We start from the raw sequence: 23,408 nt of genomic DNA, 5'->3' as shown, positions 1-23,408 counted from the left end.
AAATTAAATTTCAATGTTAACTTTTGTTTAGTTGTTGCAATTATCATGTCAATACAAATCAGAGGATAGTATTTTAGTACTATCCTCTGATTTGATTCAAAATCTCTCGATCGCCTATTTACAAGAAGGTTGATTTTTAAGTTCCTGTGTGGTTAATTTAACTAAGCAAAAACGTAAATATTAGCATTGCTTAAAGAAAGTCCGGTGTTGAGAGTAGCAATTTGGGTTTGCGCGATCGCTCCTGTTCCATCTGCATCGAAGAATAAAGAACCGTTATCTTGATTTAAGATAAATCTAGTATCATTTGTTGTAGATGCCGTACCTAAAGCGAATTGATTAACAGCGATCGCACCACCAGCAATTAGCCCACCGCCAAAACCAGGCGCATAGATGCAAATTGTATCATCAAAAGCGTTAAAATCTGTAATTGCATCAATTTCTTCAGTGGGAGAGTAGAAAGTAAATAAATCATATCCTGTTCCACCAGTTAGCGTATCGTTGCCAACTCCACCAACTAGAATGTCATCACCTCTGCCACCAGACAAAAAGTTAGCAGCAGTATTACCAATAATGATGTCATCGCCATCGCCACCTAAGGCATTTTCAATGACAGTTTCGGCGCTAATAGTTAGGAAAGTTCCGTCTAAAGTACTTACAGAACCTGGAGTCAGATCGAGGTAGGAATTGGAAGTAATGGCCGCAGCGTTAATTGTATCGATACCGGAAGTATCAGTTAGAGTTGTGGCACCATAAATACCATACTCATTAGTGTAGAAATAAGTATCATTAACAGTATCTGCATCGCCATATAAATTTAATTTCCAACTATTAAAGATACCAATATCTGTAGGGCCTAAATCTTTAATTGTAAGTGTCCAGTTGCCGCCACTATTTTCTCCCCAGTGTTGCGTGCTAGAAAACTTAAAGACGATATTATCTCCATCATCTTCCTTATTGCCAGGTTGCTGAACGAGAACGCTTTGGGTACCATTGGGAGAAGTTAGATAAACAACCAAATCACCACGATAGGGATGAGTCAGATCGAGTTCTACCTCAACAGTGTCAATATCTAAATCTGCGCTGACGGTAAAAGTATGGCTGATACCTGCGTTATCGTTGTCTGGAATAAACCAGCCTAAATAACCCGAACTAAAAGAAAGACTTTGCTCGTTGTCTAATCGACTTTGCTGATGCCAAGTTTCTGCTAAACGCACAGCAGCATGAGCATCTATCAATCCAAATCCATAGTCTTGGCTGACATGTAAGCCTCCACCATTCCAATTGTTAGCACCGTTGTATTGCCAAATATAATCTCCTCCCCATGCATAAGGATCGTTTTGACGAGCAGAATAGGCGAGAATTTCTTGGATATCTCGATAACCTAAATTGGGATTTGCTTCCAATATTAAGGCAATTACGCCAGAAACCATTGGGGCGGCGGCTGAAGTGCCGTTAAAACTGTAGTTATAATCGCCGGAATCATAGCCGTCATATCCGATGCGATCGGTGGTTACAATGCTGCCAGATATGCCGCTACCAAAGGCAGAAACAAGAATGGAAGCCCCTGGAGTACTGTATGTAGATGCCGAACCATCAGAATTGAGGGCTGCTACGGTAATGACGTGGCGGGAGTTCTGAAAGTTGTGATAGTTAGTATTATTTCCGTTTTGGCGATCGTTACCAGCTGAAAATACGATCGCTGTTCCCAATCCATTACGTCCATTAGCAACAGCATTTACAATAGCTTGCTTTGCTGAGAGGAACGAATAATCATTGAAATTATCATAAAAGCGGTTATAAGGAGAATCCAGCCCTCCAAATCCCCAACTATTATTAACAACATCAACGTTAACTGAGTTCCACAAAGCATTAGTAACCCCACCAATTATTCCATCGATTGAAGTACTAGAAATAGCCCGAAAGCCTGTTACTGTGGCATTATAGGCGACTCCAACACTACCAAGCCCATTATTTTCCGCAGCAATGATACCTGCTACTGATGTTCCGTGATTATCATTTGAATTTCCGTAGGCAGAGAAATTGTTATCGTTAAAGTCATAATCAATTGTTGTGTCATAATTACCATCCAGGTCGTAGTGGAGATAATCAAATCCATCATCAATAACACCAACAATAACACCATTTCCTGTATAGTCATCCCATACATTCACAACGTTAAGATCTAAACCACCAGGATTATACAAATGCCATTGATAAGAAAATAAATAATCAGAAGGAAAAGTAACCATATATTTATCTCCTTAATTGTAATAAATCTCCGAGAGAATGCAGAGGCGTAAAGCTATACGCCCCCACACGCGAGTCATTTGTTAGGAACAATTCTGACGATTAGTAATGTACTTACGTACACAAAATATAATAGAGAAAGCATTAATATAATTCACGCACCTTTGCTGCTTGCTGAGATACAGCATGGTGTATGCAAGATTGCAGAAAACTGCATTGTAATTTCAAAAATCTGTTGCAAAAATTACAATACCCTATTAAAAGCAGTCAGAATTAACGTTAATTGTTACTGTGTTGGCTAAGCATTCCCGTAACTTTACGAGAAACTCAGCTATGTGCAGCGTTATGCATTCTAGGGTAGAAGGGATAGACAGGCTTGGTTTTATAGCCCCAAGCTTTAGCTTGTGGGCTAAACCTCAGCCTGGTTAACGATTTAGTTATAAAGTAAATATAAAAACAAGGAGTAAGCAAAGTGCGATCGTATAGGATGCAGTATATCAAGGTATAAAACGTTGATTAAGTAAGCTGGCACAATAAAATTAAACCATATTAAAAAAATAAACTAGCTAAAACCCTTATTACTATTGCCTATTGCCTATTGCCTTATTCCAACGATAACTATTTACCCCGACTTACTTACCCACAGAGATATGATTAAAGTTTATGCTGATACATCGATCAAAAGTCAAGATTTATCTCAATCACCAGCGATGAAAATTCTACTTATTGACGACCACCAATTAATCTTGACTGCAACTTTTAATTTACTGCAACAAGAATATCCAAATGCAAATATTATCAAGGTTAGAAGTGCATTTGAGGCTCTTAGTAAAATTGGAACTGAGGCTATCCATAGGAGTGGGACTTCTTGCTTTGACTTGATTGTGATGGATTTATCTATACCAGAAGACACGGGAATGACAGCCCAAATCGATATAGGTATTAACTTAATTCAACAGTTACTCAAGCAATATCCACAGCAAAATTTGATGGTGCAAAGCAGTTATGTAAAGGCTTTGGTAAGGATAAAACATGAGATTGACGAACATCAAGGTGGATTTGCGATCGCAGATAAAGGATTATCAGAACAGGAAATGTTATCTCGCGTCTACATAGCACTCCAAGGCGCAACTCATACACAAGATATCAAAAATGGTTTAGAACTCAAACCAGAATGGTTAGAAGTTTTAAGATTAGCCTTTGAAGAAGGATTAACAGATAAATTAATATCCGAACGGATGTATAGATCTGAACGTGCAGTTAGAGCATATTGGACAAAAATTCAAGATGTTCTCGGACTTTATCCAGAAGACTGTAAAAAGGAGGGTAAAAATATTCGCATTCAAACAGAAATCCGCGCTCGACAAGAAGGATTAATTGATTAATTGGCGATGGCGAAATATATGATTTTTTTGAAGTTAATTGAATTATGCTTTGTCGCTTTGTTCGCTAAAACATAAGTTGAAGTCAAAATATTTATGGTGTGGGTTAATTGGAGAAGAATTCAAAATGAAATCAAAATTTTGCTACTGGCATCACTTCCAGGAGCGACATTTTTAGCTGTTATAGTAATTGCACGTTTATATGGATTTTTACAAGATTTTGAATTGATGGCGTTGGATACATTTTTACGTTTGCGTCCTGCGGAAATAAGTGATGATAAAGTTGTGATTGTCGGTATTAACGAAGAAGATATTCGCAAACTTGGTACATATCCCATTCCAGATGGGGAAATTGCAACGCTGATACAAACAATACAAAAATATAAACCCATCGCTATTGGTCTTGATATAGTTAGAGATTTACCTGTTGAACCAGGTCATCAAAAATTAGTAGAAGTATTTCAAAATTCTAAAAATCTCATTGGTATTGAAAAAATATTACCTCCAGATCCAATTTCACCGCCGCCACAATTATCACCAGAGCAAATAGGTTTTTCTGACATCGTAGTAGATAAGGATAATAAATATCGTCGCTACTTACTTTGGACACCATCACCAAAAAACCCTCAAAATCCTGAAGAAGATAAATATTCCTTTGGGCTACAGTTAGCACAAGCTTATTTATCTCATCAAAATATTAATATTGAAACTGGCATATTTGACCAAAAGACAATCAGATTTAAAACTACAGAACTGCCGCGTTTTATGTCTAACACTGGGGGATATGTCAATGAAAATAGCAGCGGATTAAAGATATTAATGAATTTCCGGGCTGGTAAAAAACCTTTTAATATTTTATCGTTAAAGGATGTTAAAACTGAAAATTTTAATCCTGATTTGTTAAAAGATAAAGTAGTGATAATTGGGATTGTTGCTACCAGTGTGACTGATTTTGTCAATACTTCTGCAACTGTCGATCAAAAAATACCTGGGCAAATATATGGAGTAGAATTTCATGCTCACGCTTGTTCTCAGATAATTAATGCAGTGATTAGCGGACGGGCGCTGTTAAAAGTTTGGCCGGATGAATGGGAATATATATGGATAATAGTTTGCGGTTGTTATCCAATAATTCTTTTTTGGTTAGCACAATCTTTATGGAAAAATTTACTGGCGGTTGTAGTAGTCGCTTTAGCTTTATTTTGTTTAGGTTTAGTACTAATTTCATACGGCTGGTGGATTCCCATCGCACCGGGTTTATTAACTTTAATAATAAATGGTTTAGGATTGAACGGTTTTGCATTTGCTTTATATCAAAACAATCAACTATTTAAAATTAAAATGAACGAACGTCAACACACAATTGAACATGCATTTACTGTAATTCATAATGGCCCTCTACAAACTTTAGCCAATGTTTTAAGACAGATGCAAGCTCAAGATTGGCCGTATCAAGAGTTAAAATTACAGTTAGAAAAGCTTAATTATGAAATTCGAGAAATTGGCGAATATCTAAAGCTTGAAGCTTTATCTCAAGATGAAAGCCTGCGTTTAGGTAGCGGCTTAAAGCTTGATTTAAAACGCCCAATACATGAGCTTTTTTATGCAGTGTATACTAGCACCCTTGAACGCCAGGACTTGGAATATTTGAAAAATATTAAGGTAAAAATTCGCACTTTTGAACCAGTAGATGATAAATATTTGAGTGTGAATAACAAACAAGAACTTTGTTTATTTCTGGAAGAAGCATTATGCAATGTAGGTAAACATGCTAAAGGAGTCAAACGTATCGAAGCTATTGGCAAAAAATATGAAGATTTTTATATTCTGAAAATTCAGGATAATGGACCGGGACTTATTTCATCTGTTGAAAGTAAAGGAACAAAACAACTGAGAAATATTGCTAAAAATTTAGGAGGTGATTTTAGGCGTGAAAGCATTACTCCTAAAGGAACGGTCTGTGAAATCAGTTGGAAATTAAGAAAATAGCAATAGTAGGAATAGTAGTAACTGGAGGGTGATAAATTTATTTGAATATTCCCTTGCTGAAATATGAGGCATCAAATGTCACAAGTTTTTAACAAAACTATCAATACCAAATTAGTAACTAGTTGTGTTGTGAGCTTGTTATTGTTTTTCACACCACTAGCAAGTGCTAATTTTAGACCAAGCGATCGCCAACCCGCAAGCGATTACACCAGAAGCGGAGGTAGTAGAGGATGTCCGAGTTCTAATAATCAAATTCCTTTGACATTACTTGCACCCAAAACATACATTGCCTATACAGCTTCTACACGTCCGACTTTTGCAGGTTATGTGTCTAGTTCTCAGGAAATAGAATTTCAAATTTTTGAGTTTGTTTCCAACAATACAGTCACTGCATTCAGTAACCCTATCAAGCAAAAAACATCACCAGGGATTTTTCAAGTATCTCTCCCTGAAAATTATCCAAAATTAACCGTTGGCAAAAAATATTTTTGGCAAGTAGCAATCAGTTGTCCAGGAGACGATTTAGTAGAAAGAGCAGAATTTATGGTTGTAGAAATTCCATCTACAATCGAAAACAAATTATTAACTACAGACAATGGTTTACAAAAATCTAATACCTACGCCGCAGCGAATTTATGGTATGAAGCCTTAGCTGAAGCACTCAACTCAGCTAGTCCTGGAAAGCTGGGACAAATCGGTTCAAATCTTGTACAAGAGTTCGCCAAGTATGAGTCAGCTAGAGCCAAAGAGAATGAACAACTAGTTAAAAAACGCATAGGAAATTTACAAAGAATCGCAAATGAAGAAAAGTGATATGTTGTGCATGTTTTTTTGTTGATGGTTGACGGTTGAGGCTTGGCTGTAAACAGCATTTAGCTTGCATATCTAAATTTGATGAAAATTTTGTAGAGCGATACAGTTGAGTTAATACTCGATCCTCCCTAACCCTCCTTAAAAAGGAGCGAACTAAGCCCCCAATTTATCGGGAGCTTGGGAGGATCTTCTGGGGCTAAATAGCGTTAACAACATAAATATTGGACTTTTTATAAAAAGTTTTTATTAGCGTTTATAATAATGAATTATTATAAAATTTTAGTTGTGATTCCTAAAGTTAACTTATGCTTTTAATTTATAAAATATAGATATCAAGATATATTGGCGATCGCCGTTCACTTTCATATCAATTACTTGCCAGCATAAACTCACTTTTATAATCTAAAAGTAATTTAATGAAAATATTTTTTCTGTTAAATAATAACTTAAAATTTGTGAAAAATATTGATTTACAGTTGAATAAGAAACAAAAAAAAACAAGATTTAAGCGCTACAATATCTCTTTAATCTTAAGTTTAATTATTTTTCCAAGTGTTGTATCTGCTCAATCTACTCCGCCACCTGGAATTAATATTCCGCCAACAACACCAGAAACCCTTGACCAAACGATTCCTAAACCAACCCCCTCACCAACTCCTCCCCCGACTCCGCCTACTACTTCTCCTGAAATTCTGACTCCTCCTGAGATACCAACACCAGCGGATACGAGTTTTCCCAGTAGTGAAAGTTTTCTGGTGAAAAAAGTTGAAATTCTCGGATCTACAGTTTTAAAAGATGAAATTGCAGAGTTAATCAAGTTATTTGAAAATCGTCAAGTGACTTTTGTAGACTTGGTTCAACTACGTTCAGATATCACCGAACTTTACATTAAAAATGGCTACGTCACCAGCGGTGCATTTTTACCCAACAATCAAAATCTCACTGATGGTGTCGTACAAATTCAAGTAGTAGAAGGCGAACTAGAAAAAATTGAAATAGGAGGATTAAGAAGATTACAACCAGTATACGTGCGATCGCGTCTGCGAAAAGCTTCGTCTGCACCCTTGAATCAAAAACGTTTAGAAGAAGCACTGCAACTATTACAACTCGACCCTTTAATTGAACGGGTAAACGCACAATTAACCGCCGGTAGTACTCCCGGTAGCAATATCTTACAAGTAACAATTACCGAAGCACGTGCATTTCATGGCGGAGTATTTGTAGCCAACAATCAAACTCCTAGTATTGGTTCTACCCAAGCAGGAATATTTCTCAGCCATGATAACTTGTCGGGTTTTGGAGATAGTTTCAGTGCTGAATATGGAATTACAGAAGGGCTGAATATATATAATTTCAGCTATACAATTCCCCTAAATCCGAATAACGGTACTCTTGCTTTTCGCGTCAACAATAGTGACAGCCGCATCATTGAAGATGAATTTAGCGAGTTAGATATTAAAAGTGACGCGCAAACTTATTCTCTTAATTATCGTCAACCTTTGTATCGCAAACCCCAATCCGAATTTGCTATTGGTTTAGGATTAGATTTACGCCGCAGTCAAACATTTTTACTCAATGACATTCCTTTTTCTTTTTCTGAAGGGCCAGAAAACGGTTTGTCAAAAGTTACAGTCATTCGTTTTTCACAAGATTGGGTAGAACGCAGTGCTAGTAGAGTTTTAGCTGCACGTTCTCAATTTAGTGTTGGAATTGATGCTTTTGACGCTACAGTTAACGACTCAGGTACCGACGGACGTTTTTTTTCTTGGCTAGGACAATTTCAATGGGTGCAGCGGTTATCACCAGGAACGATTTTATTAGCCAGAGTAAATGCACAACTCACAGGAGATTCTTTATTATCTTTAGAAAAATTTAGTATTGGTGGAGTTGATACAGTCCGCGGCTACCGTCAAAATGAATTTGTAGCAGACAATGGAATTACAGCGTCATTTGAAGCTCGTATTCCTTTAACATCTTCCAATACATTGCAAGTTGCACCTTTTTTTGATGTCGGTACAGCGTGGAATAATCGTGGTGCTAATTCCAGTTCACAGACACTTGCAAGTTTGGGATTAGGTTTAATTTGGCAACCAATTCGAGATTTAAATTTGCGTTTAGATTATGGTATTCCGTTAATAGATGTGAATAGTGGAGGGAATACTCTACAAGATAATGGTTTTACTTTTTCCCTGCGATATCAAGCGTTTTAATACCAATAATTGTGAAAGATAATTCTGAATTATGTTGTAATTATAAAACCATTAAATAAGTATCTTTCCCTTCTACTGGCAAAACTCGTAATTTTTGATTAACCAAATCGGGTTTTAACCCTAAATCTTCTAAAGGTATTAAACCTAATAAAGGATCTGAACCTTCTGGCAATTCAATACAATTAAATGTGCCTTCTCTTCCCTCCACTGAAAGATTTAACATTTTAAAAATCCGAGCTTTGTGTACTCCTGTAGCCACTTTAACGTCTACTTCTCCTTGAAGAGGCAATCCTAAATCAAGAATAATATTTTTAGGTAAACACAGCCTGGTTGCACCTGTGTCAACTAAAACGTCATGTAAAGTAATTGAACGTATTTGCTCTGCTGGAATAAATCCTCTTTCTGCAAGAGTCTGGTCAATTTGGTTAGTAATAGTGATTGTGGTAGTTACTTTACCTATTTTTTCCATTTTGCTCATTGTCATACTATTTTCCTATAAACTGGTGAGGTTGATGAGTGAATATATATTTACATTTTATTGAATTTTATGAAAAATCAGATCCCCGATTTCTTTAAGAAGTCAGGGATTTCAAACTCTCAAGAAGCTCAACGACATTCTCGGCTCATCACTAAATTGCCGTTTGCTAGGCGATATACTCCTTGTGGTTCGATAATGCGATCGCCTTTTTTCCACTGGCGATTTGTACTATTATTATTGCTGATATTTTCTACATCACCTGTAGAATAATTTGAGGCTGCTGCATTATTAGGACGAGTAGGTAAACCACCAACACCCGTAATTAAAAAAGTGCCTTTTTGCTTAGAACTACGAGCAATACAACTATTAGCAATTAGCCGATTAGTATCAATAGGATTATCTTGTAATTCCGTGAGACTGTTTTGAATAAAGGTGATATCGGGGACACCGATGATATTACCAGATATTGCACCACTGGCGTTGATATCGGTGCGATCGCTATTAGCTAATGACTCAAGAGTATTTCTGTCAGTTGCTGTTTGCGCGGGACTGTATAATGGTGCAGTCAATAAAGCACGAGTATTAAAAGTAATATTGCCACCTTGACCTTCAGGTGCAAATGCCAAAATGTCACTATCTTCTAAGGCAATGATAGTGTTGGCATTTAGATTAATATTACCTCCATTTGCCTGACCTGTAGAAAGGTCGGTGCGGATGTCGCTGTTATTACGCAGACTAATATTTTTCGCAGCAATATTGATATTCCCACCGCCTGCTTGTTCAGCCCTGGCGCTGATAAAGCTATTATTTGCAGTGTAATTTCCTGTTGCAATAATATTAATATTGCCTGCAATACCTTGTCCCTCGCTACGTACAGTCACCCCAGCGCCATTAGCTACATTGAAGTTATTTGTGAATAAAGATATCGTCCCACCATTACCAATAGAATCGGCATTTGTGCCTGCAAATATAGCTGCGTTATAACCATCAGCACTAATACCAGAAATAGTTATACTATCTTTAGCATTTATATTAATATCACCAGCATTCCCACTACTACTAGTTGAGTTGAGAATTCGTCCACCATTCAACGCTTCAAATGTTCGAGCATTAATGGTGATATTACCTCCATCACTAAAATTACTTGTACTAGCACTGATTTCGGCTCTCTCTGCTAAACGAAAATAACTTGTGTTAATTGTAATGTTTCCTGGTTTTCCAATACTTCCGTTGTCGCTTGTAACTGATATTAAGCTGGGAAACCCATCTGCATCTAGTCCAGAAATAATTACAGCATCGCTGGCATTAATGCGAACATTTCCGCCCTCGCCTTGTCCTCCAGGGAGATTTCCATCTGGTTCGCTAATATCTGCAATAATTTGACCGCCATTTGTTAAGGTGAATTTTGGTGTATTAATCTCAATATCTCCAGCTTTTCCCACTGCACCTTCTCTTATCTCACTAGTGATAACGCTATCATCAATCACTACTCCATCTGTACTATTGATAATGACATTACCTCCATTCCCCTCACCCAAAGTTGCAGCGCTTATGTCTGCACCTCTGAATTGTAAAAATTTAGTATTAATAGTTATATTACCTGCATCATTACCTTTGCTTGAGGTTAAAAAGCCAGTAGCAAAAACGTTTGTTTCTGTACCATCTATTTCTATGCTATCACTAGCAGTAATAGTTATATTTCCCCCGCGACCGACTTTTCCTTGTCCTTCTCCTCCAGATTGAGCAGCTATAAATCCGCCATTTTTTAAAAATACTCGTTCTGCTTCAATACTAATATCTCCTCCATTACCAACAGAACCATTTGTCTGTGAGTTCAATGCATTCGATGAGATAAAAGACGTATTGTCCATTCTCAGTTCTTTTACTTTAATATCAATATTTCCAGCATCACCACTACCAAAAGTACTTGCTGATATGTTCGAGAAAGCATTATTAATAATTAAGCGATTAGCAATAATTGATACATTTCCTGCGTTTTCTTTACCGTCAGTAATTGACGATATTATCGCTGTATCATTCAAAATAATTGAATCAGAAGCTTCAATTTTAATATCTCCAGGTTTGCCTGCTAAAATGTTGCTAGAAGTTATCAAAGCACGATCTGAAAGCAAAACATTTCGAGCTTGTATATTAATACCATTACTGCTGCCATCAGTCCGTGGTTGCGAACTGACTACCTCTGAAGAAGATGTTAATTCTGCTGAAAAAGCCTGACTGATGATTTGGCTATTAATAAGAGAAATTGTATCTTCAACTTTGATATTAACCCCGCCTGCGTTACCTTTTGTAGTAGTGGAATTAATTGAACTTCCATTAATAAGTTCTAGTGATTGGGCGGAAATATTGACGTTTCCTGTATTTCCTGTTCCAATACCAATACTAGCAATAGAACTTTCATTTTCTAAGCGAATAATTCCATCAGCATTGATGAAAACATCGCCTGCTTTAGTTTCAGTAGTACCCTGATTTCTCGGTATAGAACTATAAATACTACTAGAATTTAGTAAGTTGAGGTTATTTGCATTAACTACAATATTGCTTGTGCTTGTACCAAAACTAAAAGCAGCAGAATTATTCACAAGTGAGATATCTGTTTTCGGTATACCATCAGGAAAAGTCAAGCTGAATTTATTGTTATCAATGTTGAGTCCTACTGTTCCTGGTGCGGTTAATCCACCAATCTCTACCCTACCATCTCTTGCTGCAACAAATCCTCCATCGATTAAGATTTGCCCGGTAGATTCAGGCGTAGGTGACACACGGCCACCAAGTAAGATTAAACTTTTATTTGTAGGTACTGCTAAAATACCTCGATTTTCAATTGAGTTTGCGCCTTGATTCGCAATTTGGTTAAACAAAAATGCTGTAGGATTAACACTAAGTAAATTATTTTGTGGTGTGACTGGGGAAGTTAAAGAAAATTCAGCACCACCAGGAAATTGAATTGCATTCGCTGTGGTAGCCACGAATGAACCACGAATATCTAATAGGGCATTTTCTCCAAAGATAATACCATTGGGATTTATCAAAAATAAATTAGCAGTACCTTGGGTGCGAATAAATCCTTGAATATCAGAGGCGGTTCCACCAGTTACTCGCGCAAAGATATTACTAATGCTGGCATCATTGAGAAAAATTCCTGCGCCACCATTAGGAATACTAAAACTGCTGAAACTGTGGAATAGATTTGTGTTACTAACTGTTGTGCCACCTTCAATAAAATAAAATGAGCCATTATTTGTAACTTGTGTTCCTAAAGTTTGGTCTGGTGTTACTTGAGCTAAGGTACTGGTATTTGTTGTAAAAGTAAAACTTAAAATTAGCCCTAAGGGTAAACAGTAATTCCAGTAATTTTGATTAATCACATTTTTTATCTCTCAGTTTATTTGAAAATATGGATTTATTTCACGCAGAGACGCAGAGAAGAGGAATTGAGAGGAGTTGATTTTGGAATTGGAGTTTATCTGAACTGAATTGAGTTTTTAAGGACATTCTCGGCTCATTATCAACTGACCATTTGCTAGCCGATAAATACCTTGAGGTTCAATGATTGAGTCACCTTTTTCCCAATGATGGGTTGCACTATTATTGCTGATATTTTGTACATTACCTGTAGGATAATTTGAAGCGGAAGCATTACCAGGACGAATAGGTAAACCACCAACACCTGTAATGAAAAAAGTGCCCTCTTGCTTGGGACTACGAGCAATGCAACTATTAGCAATTAGCGCATTACTATCAATAGGATTATCTTGTAATTCCGTGATACTGTTCTGGATAAAGGTGATATCGGGGACACCAATGATATTACCAAATATTGCACCACTGGCGTTGATATCGGCGCGATTATTACCCTCTAATTCTGTCCTCAAATTTGCTCTATCGCCTGTTTGAGCTTGGGGACGATACAGTGGAGAACTTAAAAATGCTTGGGTGTTAAAAGTGATATCGCCGCCTCTACCATCACTAGCAAATGCTAAGATGTCGCTGTCTTCTAAGGCAATAATAGTACCAGCAGTAAGCGTAATATTGCCACCACCACCTGCACCAGTCAGAACATTTGTACGAATATCGCTATCACCGCGCAGCCGAATATCTTGTGCTGTAATATTAATAGCACCACCTGAAGATTGTGTGCTAGCTGTGCCTATCGTACTGTTATTGCTACGTAAAGTATTACGGAGATTAATAGATATATTACCTGGATTTCCTTTACCAGTACTGCTACTATTTACAAAAGAATTGTCTGTCAAAAAAAGCGAGTCAGCCTGAATATTAATATCACCACCCTTACCAGTAGCTGTATCTACCACTCCACTATCTATGAAAGAGTTGCTTAACGATATATCATCCTGCACCTCTACAAATATATTCCCACCATTTCCTTGTCCGAAAGCGCTGCTTTGTAGATAAGCATTGTTGCTTAAAGAAAGCGATCGCGCTTTAATTGTGATATCTCCTCCTTTACCACCGCCTACTACTCCTTCTAAATTAAATGCTGCAACGCTTTGTACGAAAGTTCCATCAAAATAGACAGGGGCATTTTTCGCTTCGATAATTATATTTCCTGCATCTCCTTGTCCGGTGCTAAAAGTTCCTATTTGAGAGTCACCGCTTGCAGAAATCAAATCTGTGACATTAATGCGGATATTTCCTGCTTTCCCTGCTGCAAAATTAGACGCGCCAATGATACCGTTATTTAATAACAGCGAATTTGTTTGTAAATCGATATCTCCTCCATTACCAACAGATAACTGGTCAACGCTACTACTTATTCCACTTTGACTATCATTATCGTTTCCTAAAATTGAGATTTTATCTTTAGCTTCGATACTTATATTACCGGCATTTCCTTCTCCAAAGGCGTTAGAACCGATGAACGAATTATTAGTAAGTTCTAATAAATCCGTATTGATAAATATCTTTCCTCCATCCCCTTTGCCAGCTGTGCTGACATTCACTTCCGAACCATCATTTAGAGAAAGTGAACCAGATTTAATAGTAACATTACCACCTTGACCAGTAGCTGACTGAGCAACTACACCAAAAATAAAACTATTTGTGAAAGAAACATTGTCTTGGATGTCTAAAGTTATATTTCCGGCGTTTCCCTGACCTACGGTACTAGTTTGAATAATGTTGTTAGTTGCAGAAAGCGATCGCCCTTTAATTAAAATATCACCAGCTTGACCGCTAGTAATGGTTTCTGATAATAAACTCCCCCCCGCAGTACTGGATATTAAACTTGAATCAAATATAATATCCGCTTTTTCTGCTTCTATTGTGAGATTTCCCGCATCTCCTTTTCCAAAATTACTACTTCCTATTTGGGCATTTTTAACGCTAAAAGATTCAGCAGCATTTATTTGAATATTACCTGCATTGCCATTTCCTAAACTATTAGCGCCAACTTGGGCGTTATCTAAAACAAAACTTTTTGTCTGTATATTAATATTTCCTCCCTTTCCTTCTGCTCCTGTTTCAATGTAACTACTAATTGAAGTTGTTGCACCAGTTCCCAAAATTGTTACTTTGTCTCTAGCTTGGATATCAATATTTCCAGCATTACCTTTTTCAAGAGTAAAAGTCCCAATTGCTGCATCACCAATAATTTCAAGATTAGCTGCTTTGATAATTATATCTCCAGCCTTTTCACCATTTTCTATTACATTAAAAATTGTACTATAAGCAGAACTTGTACCTTGAAGAGTTACATTATCTGTAGCAGTAATTTCAATATTACCTGCCGAACTATTAATATTTCCTAAACCTTCATTTAGAACTGTCAAACGGCTACCACCATCAAGAGAAAAATTACGAGCGTTAACAGCAATACTACCTCGATCGCCAGATACAATAAAAACAGCAGCTGCATTTTTAAGAGATACGTCTGCTCGTGCTACATTATCAGGAAAACGCCAACCCGTAGTATCTAAATTAATTATTCCTGGTTCTGTTAAACCTGCCAATTCAACCCGTCCACCAGGAGCAAATATAAACCCTCCATCTAAAGTGACATTTCCGCCTATCAGTGATAAATCTTTGCCATCAAGTACCGTCAGCCCTGATATTTGACGTTGAGGATTGCCGTTCAATACAGAACCTAATACTGTCGAACTAGCCCTAGAATTGTTAATAATTTCTGCTTGATTGTTAACCGCGTTAAAAAACAATGCTGAAGGTTGGACGCTGAGTAAATTACTTTTGGCAGGTTCGGAAGCGTTGAATATACCTGTTTGTCCTAAATTAACGCCATTAGCGGTTGTCGCAACAAATGAACCACCCACATCTAAAGTTGCGTTGGGGCCGAAGATAATACCATTGGGATTAATTAGAAATAAATTCGGGTTAGAATCGCTAATTATACCCAGAGTTCCGAAAATTTCGGAAGGGTTTTTACCTGTAACGCGAGTTAAGACATTTTGAATGTCAGAGTTATTAATTAAGAAGTATGCTGCTCGTCCTTCGCTAACATTAAATTCTTGGAAACTATGAAATAAATTGATTCCTCGAACTGCACCACCATTGATTAAGTCAACTGGTAAGTTGTTGGTGGTGTCTAGAGGGGTAACAACGGAGCGATCGCTACCTAACGTATTATCCGGTATAATATTACTTTGAGCAAAAGCACAGTTACTAAAAAATAATATTTGTAATCCGACACAGCCCAATAAATTAAACCGTGTCTGTAATGCTTTTTGAGAAATCTTTATTATAAATTTCAATTGCATTCGTCTTAACCTCGTACACACATCTCTCTACAAAACCAAAATTGTCATATATCCCCCTAAATCCCGCTTTTCAACGGGGGATTTGAGAGTTTTTTGCCAATTTCAATAAGATTGATTAACTATGTCTTAAATTTATGTAAACTTATAGGCTCAGACCATTGACATATTTAATAAATCGGGGAATTTCTTCCTTAAAAAGAATTAAGTATGGCTGTATTAGACACAGCAATAATATTACCAGAGATTGCACCGCAGACTAGTTTTGATATTGAAGCGATCGCTATTTATCAGGAAATCCAGACTAATGCATAATCTTTTGCATATCACCAGTTAAATTACAATACACTTTTCTGCAATCTGCCATACACAATTATGCATATAACACTGCATGAAACCTGAGCGAATAATTTTCGTACTTTTCTTACTCTATATTTTGTTCCTCGGTTTCTCAGCATTCTTGCTTATTCCCTGACTCAAAAAATTAAGTTCAGAAATCAAAACTGTTTCGTGTTCCCTGTAAATATATTTATTCCAAAACTGAAATAATCATCTCATTTTGATTGTGAAAAGGAGAAACAAATGTCTACCTTTGTTGGTTCTGCTACTGGTGTTCCTAAAACTGGTTTAGTGTATATAGACGGTTTACTATGGGGCAGTCGCTGGAAAATTGAAAACGACAATAGAAAACTGACTTATTCTTTTGTTGATAACAAATCTTGGGATTATTTCTTCGACAATGCTGAAATAAATGCCTATACTAATGCAATAAAAGCTTGGTCAAATGTAGCTAACTTCCAGCTAGAATATTCTGGTTTTAATGATTCTCAAGCTGAGTTAACTTTTCATGTTGTTGATTCTTCTCTTTTTGGCGATGGCGTACTAGGTCTAGCAAACCCGCCAGGAGAATCTTTCGATTTTCTTGCAGAAGGAGATGTTTTAGTTAACTGGGAACCTTACCAATACAATCCTGATGCTGCCCTTGCAGTTGGTGGCTATTATTACTATACTTTTGTTCACGAAATTGGTCATGCTTTAGGATTAGCTCATCCTCATGATAATGGAGGAACTTCTTCTATTTTTCCTGGCGTTGATAACTCTGGAGATTTTGGCGACTACGGCCTTAATCAGTTTGTCACCACAGTCATGTCTTACGTTGATATTCAAAGTCCTTATTCTCCTGGGTATGATGCAAATTGGGGTTTTGCTGCGGGGCCAATGGCATTTGATATTGCAGCTATCCAATATCTTTACGGCATCAACAAGACATACAACACAGGTAATAATGTTTATTCGCTGCCAACTTTTAATGGCGCCGGAACCTATTGGTCTTGTATTTGGGATGCAGGGGGAACAGATACAATATCTGGTCAAGGGGCAACTAATTCAGTAATTATCGACTTGAATAATGCGACTCTGGCAAATAACGATCCTGATGCTGCTGGCTTTATTAGCCAAGTTGTTGGCGTTAAAGGTGGATTTACCATCGCTAACTCCCAAGGCGGTATATGTGTTGTTGAAAATGCCATAGGAAGTAATTTTAATGACACTTTAACAGGAAATGAATACAACAATTATCTGTCTGGGGAAGGCGGAAACGATATCATCGATGGCAAAGCTGGAAATGATAGTCTTGTAGGTGGCGCGGGAAATGACACCCTTTATGGCGGCGCTGGTAATGATACCCTCAATGGCGGTACTGGCAATAATACTTTATATGGCGGCACTGGCAACGATCGCTATATATTCAACAGTGATAATTACATAACTATCACCGAAAACGCTAATGAAGGTACAGACACGGTTGAATCTGCCTACACCTTTAACTTGGGTGCAGCTTTTATAGAAAATCTGATTCTCACCGGCACATCTGCAATCAACGGCACTGGTAACAGTCTCAACAACACAATTACAGGTAACGGTGCTAACAATCAACTCAATGGCGGCGCTGGCAATGACACGTTATATGGTGGTGCTGGCAATGATAGTCTAGCTGGCGATACAACTACTAACGAAACTAAAACCTTTAGCAATAACTCTGCTGTTAATATCCCTGACTTGTCTAAAATTACATCTAATTTAAATGTCAGTGGTTTACCGACATCAATTGTTGATGTTAACGTCACTTTAAATATTAACCACGACTGGGATTCTGATTTAGATGTGTTCTTGATTAGTCCAACAGGCACTCGCGTGGAATTGTTTACTGATGTCGGCGATACTGGCGATAATTTTACTAACACGACATTGGACGATGAAGCAGCAACATCAATTACACTTGGGACTGCGCCTTTTAGCGGAAGTTTCAAACCAGAAGGACTACTATCTGCTTTTGACAATAAAAATCCCAATGGTACATGGAAACTAGAAATTACGGATGACGAAGCTATATTTGGTGGTACGCTCAATAGTTGGTCGCTGCAATTTACAGTTCAAACAGCTAGCGTTGGCAACGACTTTCTCGATGGAGGTACAGGGAATGATACCCTAACTGGCGGTGGTGGTAACGATACATTAATTGGTGGTACTGGTAATGATGTCCTTGTTGGCGGTACTGCGAATGATACACTAACCGGTGGTAGTGGCAGCGATCGCTTTACATTCAATTCTCGCACTGAAGGAATGGACAAGATTACAGACTTTAGCGTAGTTGATGATACAATTGCTGTCTCTGCGGCTGCTTTTGGCAGCGGGTTGGTTGCTGGTGCTGCCATCGCTGCTAGTCAATTTTTCTTAGGTTCGGCAGCAACTACAGGTAGCCAAAGATTCCTTTATGATAAAGGTAACGGTTCTCTGTTCTTCGACCAAGATGGTACAGGAGCGATCGCTAAAATCCAAATTGCTACACTCAATGCTGGATTGTCCCTAACCAACGCAGATATTTTTGTTGCTTAAAATCTGGCGTTGCTGAATCAGAATATGAAATGCCAAAATTACCTTTCCTTTTCTTTGTACCTTTGCGCCTTTGCGACTTTGCGTGAGACAAATTCATATTTTCAATCAGCAACGCCTAAAATATTGTGGGGTAGGCATCTTGCCTGCCCTAATCACATTCTCGACTCATCACCAATTGTCCATTTGCTAGTCGGTATACTCCTTGTGGTTCGATAATGCGATCGCCTTTTTTCCATTGGCTATTTACACTATCAACAGTGACATTTTGTACATCACCTGTAGAATAAGTTGAACCTGAAGCATCTCCAGGATGAGTAGGTAAACCACCCGCACCTGTAATTATAAAAGTGCCTTCTTGCTTTGGGTTCCGGGCAATGCAACTATTAGCAATTAAGACATTAGTATCAATGGAATTAGATTGTAATTCTGTGAGGCTATTTTGAATAAAGGTGATATCGGGCACGCCGATGATATTACCAGAAATTGCACCAGTAGCGTTAATATCAGAGCGATTATTATTATTTAGTGATTCAAGACTATTTCTATCAGCTAATGTTAGTGTAGGATTGTATAGAGCATCGCTAAATAAAGCACGCGTGTTAAAAGTAATATTACCACCTTTACCTTGTGGTGCAAAAGCAAGAATATCGCTATCTTCTAAAGCAATGATAGTATCAGCGCTCAGGAAAATATTACCACCACTACCTTCACCGATTAATAAATCAGTGCGGATGTCAGCATCATTCTGCAAGCGAATATTTCTAGCAGTAATATTGATATTCCCACCCCCTGATTGTTCAGATCTAGCGCTAATCGGGCTGTCATTGCCAACGTAATTTTCTTTAATATTAATATTGATATTACCTGCATCACCCAATCCTTCACTACGTGCAGAAATTTGAGCTTCAGTTAGATATAAATTATTAGCAGATAGAGAGATTGTACCGCCATCGCCGCTAGAGTTAGCAGTTGTAGCTGCAAGTATGCTACTAAAAAAGCCAGTGTTAGAATTTATGCCAGAGAGAGTAATATCATTTAGAGCATTAATAGTGATATTACCAGCTTTGCCGCTACCATCAGTTGACGTAGAAATTATTCCGCCTGCAAACGCTTCAAATACACGAGCATTGATAGTGATGCTACCGCCATCGCTAGAGTTGTCTGTACCTGCGTCTACACGTCCGCTATCTCCTACGCGGAAATAATCTGTATTGATAATAATATCTCCTCCCCGACCAATTGCTCCTGCTTGAGTTGCCGTTGATATTATTGAAGTCCGGTTTTTTGTTGCATCATAACCGGAAATAGTTACTGCATCAGCAGCATCAATAATAATACTTCCAGCATTACCTTTTCCTCCCAGAGAAAATTCTGTGGGTTGAAGAACTCCGGAACTAATTACACCAAGATTAGTTACATCTAGCTTTCGTGTCTGAATATTAATATTTCCTGCATCCCCGTCAGCGCTAGTAGAAGAAAATATGCTTCCGCTATCAATAATTACTGCATCATTGCCGAAAATAGAAATATTCCCGGCTTTCCCTTGACCAACAGTACCAGACGAAATACTTCCATCCTTGTTGAGGACTACCTTGGCATTGCTAACAATTGAGATATTCCCAGCATTTCCCTCAGATATATTACTAGAAAATATCCCTCCGTTTTTAATAAATACTCCATTGTTACTAAAAATAGAAATATCCCCTGCATTTCCCTGATTAGTATTACCAGATGAAATATTTCCTTGGTCAATCATAAGAACATCATTAGCAAAAACTGAGATATTACCTGCATTTCCTCGATTGAAATTAGCAGACAAAATCAGTCCTCCTGCAAGATGCAAACGGTTGGTCTTGATTGTTAAATCTCCAGCTTTGTTTACTAGAGATATAGTATTACTATTTAAAACTGTTGTAGATATCAGACCAGGATAATTAGGGTTAGAGCTATATAGTTGAATTGATTCAGATGCATCAATATTTATACTGCCAGTATTACCTCCTAAATTATTGCTTAAGCCTGTAGCGATCGCACCACCATCTTTCAAGATCAAATTTTTAGTTGTCAATGTGATGTCACCAGAACTGCGAGTGCTGCCTATACGTGTAAAAAAACCAGTAACTTGGTCTGCAAGTGCCATCGGGTCTTTAGTATCGACTTCTATTAACTCACTGGCTTTAACATTAATATTACCCCCTCGTTCAAGATTTTCTTTTGGTTGCGAATTATTAGATTCAGTAGTGATATTGGCACTATTAGTTAAAATAATTTTTTCTGTCTCAATGTTGATATTACCAGCATTAGCAAAGCTAGAATCAAATGCTGTTCCAGATAATATCCGAGATTTATCCAAATTTATATTCCGACTGATAATGTTGATATCTCCCGCATTACCATTATCTACATTACCAGTAATAATTCTAGAATTATTATCAAGTCGCAACCAATTACTACTAATTGATATATTTCCTGTAACTGTAGTATCTTTTGCATAGTTAAGCGTACTTATGTTAGCTCCATCTTTTAAATTAACAAAATTGAAAGCTGTGATTTTAATATTTCCCGAATTACCTATTTCAGAGCCATCTGTAATTAGCCTAGCACCATCAGCAAGCAAAACGTTTGTTGCTTGAATATTAATATCGCTGCTTTTAATGGCATTTGATAATGCCTGATTAGTTTCTGGCAATAAAACAGTACTAAAAATTCTACTAAAGTTATTATTAGAATTTTTCCCAAACAAGGAAATTGTATCATCCACTTGAATATTAATAGTTCCTGAATTATTTGGCGCAGTACCTATGTCAATATAGCTTCCTTCAATATTTAGCGATTGACCAGTAATGTTGATGTGGGGATTATTTTTCAGTCCCAGAGCATAATTTTGCACAGTGCTATTTTCTGCTATGGTCACACTTGCATTAGCATTAATGAAAATATCACCTGCTTTAGTATCAGCATTTCCTTCATTAGGAGGAGTTAATGTAAATAAATTACTGAAATTTATCAGATTAAAATTATTGGCATTAATTACAACATCACCGCTAGCACTAGCACCAGACGCAAAAACAAAAGATTGATTTACCAATGAAATATCTGTTTTTATTGCGTCTGGAGAAAAACTCAAACCTAAATTACCACCATCAACCGTCAGTCCTACAGTTCCGGATGCATTCAACCCACCAATTTCTATACGTCCAGCTTCAAGTATCCCGGTATCCATGAAAATTTCGCCAGTAGATTCACGTGTGGGTGAGATATTACCACCAAGTAAAATTAAACTTTTATTTTCCGGAACTGCTAAATAAGCACGATTTTCAATTGAATTTATGCTTTGATTGGCAATTTGATTAAACAAAAATGCTGTAGGATTAACGCTGAGTAATGAATTATTACGGGTAACTGTTGAAGTTAAAGAAAATTCACCTCCACCAGGAAATTGAACTGCATTAGCTGTAGTAGCTACAAATGAACCACCAATATCTAACTCGGCATTTTGCCCAAATATAATGCCGTTAGGATTAATTAAATATAAATTAGGCTGCGAACTGCCAAAAGTACCGAGTATGCCTAATATTTCTGAACGATTATTACCCGTTACTCGTGCCAAAATATTTTCGATATTTGCATTCGGAACAAAAAAATAAGCTCCCCGTCCAGCGCTGATATTAAATTCTTGAAAACTGTGAAATATATTAATTCCGCGAGTAGCACCACCAGTAATAACTTCAACAGGAAATGTATTAAAGTTCGGTATTACGCGAGAAGATTCTGCGCCTAATGTGTTATCGGGTATAATTTTGCTCTGTGCGAGAGTCTTGAAGCTAAAAATGCTAAATTCTAAGCCTGCAAAAAACGCAAAAAATCCCAACAGTAAACGCTTGTTAAATATCATAGCTTATATTTTTAAATTAAAGAATTTAGTAGATATAAATGGAGTTAGGCTAAGAGTAGCAACCAAACTGAATTAAAATTATGTTTTCTTCTATGCATTGCTACTCAAAGATAATGTTTAGCGGACTACTGCTAAATCTACATCTGAACATCTGCTATTGCGATCGCAAGTAATAACTACAAACGATCCATTAGGACGGATTTGAAATAAAAAGTTATCTGGAATATAGGTAGGATCTGGAATCTTAGTATTGGCATCAACAGGATTAGAGCCTAATAAAATTAATCCTTGAGATGAAGACTTTAATTCCATTGTTTGATCTATAACATCAGTTTGATTGATGAGAGCATTAAAATACTTGGTTCTCATCGTTCCAGAATAGCCTTCCATCCTCAAAATACTTTCATAAAGAATTCCATCAATGCTATATTCTAGTTTCCAGTTGACGTAAAGAGGAGAACTAGCTTCTGTAACAATTTGGCTAATTTTAAATGATGAAGGTTGAGAATCTATTAATGTATAATCTGTAGTTACAGATGGCTTGACTGAAGAATCATAAGCATTTACAGATTTGATATTGTAAAGGCCACTTCCTATTGTGAAAAATCCAATTAAAACAATTGTTTTGTAATTCATAACTTATTCTTCTCCATGAGTTAGTTGCAATCAGATATAAATTAGGTAAAACGAATAGCTACGATCGCTTTTTACCACTGTTTGGAGATTAAAACTTGTATTGTTAACCAAAAA

At 37.1% G+C, this 23,408-nt stretch carries 11 protein-coding genes; 5 read left to right on the top strand and 6 right to left on the bottom strand.

The annotated features are described in order from the left end of the window. Positions 1–161: 161 nt before the first annotated feature. A complete protein-coding gene (locus tag H6H03_RS05185) occupies positions 162–2,249 on the bottom strand; it encodes a S8 family serine peptidase (RefSeq protein WP_190954064.1) in 2,088 nt (695 codons plus the stop codon). Between the two features lie 648 nt (positions 2,250–2,897). On the opposite strand from H6H03_RS05185, the gene H6H03_RS05180 reads away from it, so the two are divergent. From H6H03_RS05180 to H6H03_RS05165, 4 genes are all read left to right on the top strand, one after another. After that, positions 2,898–3,632, top strand: coding sequence for a response regulator transcription factor (locus H6H03_RS05180; protein ID WP_242057731.1), 735 nt, complete (start codon positions 2,898–2,900; stop codon positions 3,630–3,632). A gap of 93 nt (positions 3,633–3,725) precedes the next feature. Further along, positions 3,726–5,618 carry a sensor histidine kinase gene (locus H6H03_RS05175; protein WP_190954063.1) on the top strand — a complete coding sequence of 631 codons (1,893 nt, stop codon included), beginning with the start codon at positions 3,726–3,728 and terminating at the stop codon, positions 5,616–5,618. A 75-nt stretch (positions 5,619–5,693) separates the two neighbouring features. Further along, positions 5,694–6,431 (top strand): DUF928 domain-containing protein, encoded by a 738-nt coding sequence (locus H6H03_RS05170; RefSeq protein WP_190954062.1) that lies wholly within the window; start codon positions 5,694–5,696, stop codon positions 6,429–6,431. A gap of 416 nt (positions 6,432–6,847) precedes the next feature. Further along, entirely contained in the window at positions 6,848–8,641 is a 1,794-nt protein-coding gene (locus H6H03_RS05165; protein WP_190954061.1) for a ShlB/FhaC/HecB family hemolysin secretion/activation protein, read from the top strand. A 40-nt stretch (positions 8,642–8,681) separates the two neighbouring features. Here H6H03_RS05165 and H6H03_RS05160 read toward each other — a convergent pair whose 3' ends face one another. The 3 genes from H6H03_RS05160 to H6H03_RS05150 all read right to left on the bottom strand — a co-directional run bounded on the left by H6H03_RS05160 (position 8,682) and on the right by H6H03_RS05150 (position 15,871). Beyond that, positions 8,682–9,125 carry an aspartyl protease family protein gene (locus H6H03_RS05160; RefSeq protein WP_190954060.1) on the bottom strand — a complete coding sequence of 148 codons (444 nt, stop codon included), beginning with the start codon at positions 9,123–9,125 and terminating at the stop codon, positions 8,682–8,684. A 122-nt stretch (positions 9,126–9,247) separates the two neighbouring features. Beyond that, positions 9,248–12,505 (bottom strand): two-partner secretion domain-containing protein, encoded by a 3,258-nt coding sequence (locus H6H03_RS05155; RefSeq protein ID WP_190954059.1) that lies wholly within the window; start codon positions 12,503–12,505, stop codon positions 9,248–9,250. 117 nt (positions 12,506–12,622) lie between these two features. Further along, positions 12,623–15,871, bottom strand: a complete 3,249-nt coding sequence (locus H6H03_RS05150) for a two-partner secretion domain-containing protein (protein WP_190954058.1) — start codon at positions 15,869–15,871, stop codon at positions 12,623–12,625. 579 nt (positions 15,872–16,450) lie between these two features. Between H6H03_RS05150 and H6H03_RS05145 the strand changes: the two genes are divergently transcribed. After that, positions 16,451–18,763, top strand: a complete 2,313-nt coding sequence (locus H6H03_RS05145) for a M10 family metallopeptidase (protein WP_190954057.1) — start codon at positions 16,451–16,453, stop codon at positions 18,761–18,763. Between the two features lie 148 nt (positions 18,764–18,911). On the opposite strand, the gene H6H03_RS05140 is transcribed toward H6H03_RS05145, so the two are convergent. Then, positions 18,912–22,658, bottom strand: coding sequence for a two-partner secretion domain-containing protein (locus H6H03_RS05140; RefSeq protein ID WP_190954056.1), 3,747 nt, complete (start codon positions 22,656–22,658; stop codon positions 18,912–18,914). A gap of 117 nt (positions 22,659–22,775) precedes the next feature. Next, positions 22,776–23,294: a hypothetical protein gene (locus H6H03_RS05135; RefSeq protein WP_190954055.1), complete on the bottom strand. Its 519-nt coding sequence runs from the start codon at positions 23,292–23,294 to the stop codon at positions 22,776–22,778. Between the last annotated feature and the right edge of the window lie 114 nt (positions 23,295–23,408).

Source organism: Nostoc paludosum FACHB-159 (assembly GCF_014698835.1).
GTDB lineage: Bacteria > Cyanobacteriota > Cyanobacteriia > Cyanobacteriales > Nostocaceae > Nostoc > Nostoc paludosum.
The sequence above is the reverse complement of the archived record's forward strand: the minus strand, read 5'-3'. Positions and strand labels throughout refer to the sequence as shown.

Bases quoted from the DNA above. Each gene is read 5' to 3' on its own strand.
- H6H03_RS05135 (WP_190954055.1), bottom strand. From the start codon at position 23,294: ATGAATTACAAAACAATTGTTTTAATTGGATTTTTCACAATAGGAAGT.
- H6H03_RS05180 (WP_242057731.1), top strand. From the start codon at position 2,898: ATGATTAAAGTTTATGCTGATACATCGATCAAAAGTCAAGATTTATCT.
- H6H03_RS05160 (WP_190954060.1), bottom strand. From the start codon at position 9,125: ATGACAATGAGCAAAATGGAAAAAATAGGTAAAGTAACTACCACAATC.
- H6H03_RS05150 (WP_190954058.1), bottom strand. From the start codon at position 15,871: ATGCAATTGAAATTTATAATAAAGATTTCTCAAAAAGCATTACAGACA.
- H6H03_RS05185 (WP_190954064.1), bottom strand. From the start codon at position 2,249: ATGGTTACTTTTCCTTCTGATTATTTATTTTCTTATCAATGGCATTTG.
- H6H03_RS05140 (WP_190954056.1), bottom strand. From the start codon at position 22,658: ATGATATTTAACAAGCGTTTACTGTTGGGATTTTTTGCGTTTTTTGCA.
- H6H03_RS05170 (WP_190954062.1), top strand. From the start codon at position 5,694: ATGTCACAAGTTTTTAACAAAACTATCAATACCAAATTAGTAACTAGT.
- H6H03_RS05145 (WP_190954057.1), top strand. From the start codon at position 16,451: ATGTCTACCTTTGTTGGTTCTGCTACTGGTGTTCCTAAAACTGGTTTA.
- H6H03_RS05165 (WP_190954061.1), top strand. From the start codon at position 6,848: ATGAAAATATTTTTTCTGTTAAATAATAACTTAAAATTTGTGAAAAAT.
- H6H03_RS05175 (WP_190954063.1), top strand. From the start codon at position 3,726: ATGGTGTGGGTTAATTGGAGAAGAATTCAAAATGAAATCAAAATTTTG.